Origin of the sequence: Gracilibacillus pellucidus (assembly GCF_033949965.1) — a bacterium.
GTDB classification, from domain to species: Bacteria; Bacillota; Bacilli; order Bacillales; family Amphibacillaceae; genus Gracilibacillus; species Gracilibacillus pellucidus.
Window position 1 is genome coordinate 1 of sequence record NZ_JAWZSR010000027.1, and the last position, 1,419, is coordinate 1,419.

Below are 1,419 nucleotides of genomic sequence, written 5' to 3' on the forward strand. Positions count from 1 at the left end.
ATGAGTGAGCTTTAGATATCTTTTGATAATGATAAGTCTAATGGTCCTTCTATGTGTAGGTGTTCACATGTTATATAAAACCTCTATTGCCAACGGGGCATGTATCATAATGCTGAATACATTCATTGGTGGTGCGCATATTTTTACTGTTGGAAATAAATATACCTTTTATTTCTAGACTGATCATATCCTTTTTGAGTATCTAATAAGAGGGAGCCAATTAATCGAAAAGCCGATTGATTATTAGGGAATATACGAATAGGCTTTTCTCGGCGTCTTATTTCTTCGTTTATACGTTCAATCACATTCGTAGTTTTGATGTGTGAATGCGCAATTTTGGGTTCTGCATAAAACTGTACGGCATCATCGAACCCTTCTTCCAATATGCGAAGTGCTGCTTCATACTTTGCTTCTTCTGCATAACGTGTGAGAAACTGATCTTTCAAATCTCTAGCAATCTTGACATTGGGTGCGTCAAACATATGTCTTAATAAAGCACTAGCTTCTTTCTTTTCTTTTTTAGGGAATTTAGCGAGAATATTTCGCTTAAGGTGAACGGTACAACGTTGCCAGCTAGCACCGACAAATTGTTCCTGGATCGCTTGACGTAACCCTAAATGGGCATCAGAGATAACCAACTTCGGCGATTGAAATCCACGACTTTTTAACTGTTCAAAGAAACGAGACCAATTGGTTTTGGATTCGGCGTGTGCTACTTGAAGTCCTATAATCTCTCGTGTGCCATCTTCTCGGACAGCTAATCCAATATAAACAGCTTTAGATACGACTTTATCATTCTCTCGAACTTTGATATACATGGCGTCTACAAACAAATAGCGATAAACGGATGCGTTTAAGGGACGGTTAGCCCAATCGTTCACAAGAGGATCTAATTGTTGGGTAATAGAAGAAACCGTCGATTTTGATACCTTTTCTCCACATAATTGTTCCATTACTTTCGTTACTTTTCGAGTAGAAACCCCATTAATCACCATTTCTGCCATGGAAAGAATGAATGCTTGATCGGATCTGGTGTATTGTTCAAAAAGCTCTGTTTGAAAGTTACCTGTACGTGTGCGAGGAACTTGTAGCTTCACTTTGCCTACATTCAGTGTGAAGTTACGCTCATAATAACCATTACGGTAATCATGACGGTTTTCATCACGTTGATAGGCTTCTTTTTTCATATATTGATCGCGTTCACGCTCCATATAGGCATTTAATACAACGATCATCGTTGACTTGACCACGTCATTTAAATTGGAACGTATCAATTCCTCTTTTAGTTTTTCGAAATCTAGTGTAAAATTGATTTGGGTCATCATATATTCCTCCTGTTTATTATTTTCGTGGTTGAAAACATTGTAACATGAGGAACTATGATGCCCTTTCTTTTTACACAATTATATAGACTTAATC

The 1,419-nt window shown here is 37.5% G+C and carries 1 protein-coding gene; it reads right to left on the bottom strand.

Annotated features, from left to right (window positions below):
* Positions 1–143: 143 nt before the first annotated feature.
* Positions 144–1,322 (bottom strand): IS256 family transposase, encoded by a 1,179-nt coding sequence (locus SH601_RS17505; protein WP_319959627.1) that lies wholly within the window; start codon positions 1,320–1,322, stop codon positions 144–146.
* Between the last annotated feature and the right edge of the window lie 97 nt (positions 1,323–1,419).

Excerpts from the sequence above, each read along its gene's own strand:
- SH601_RS17505 (WP_319959627.1), bottom strand. The coding sequence starts at position 1,322 with ATGACCCAAATCAATTTTACACTAGATTTCGAAAAACTAAAAGAGGAA.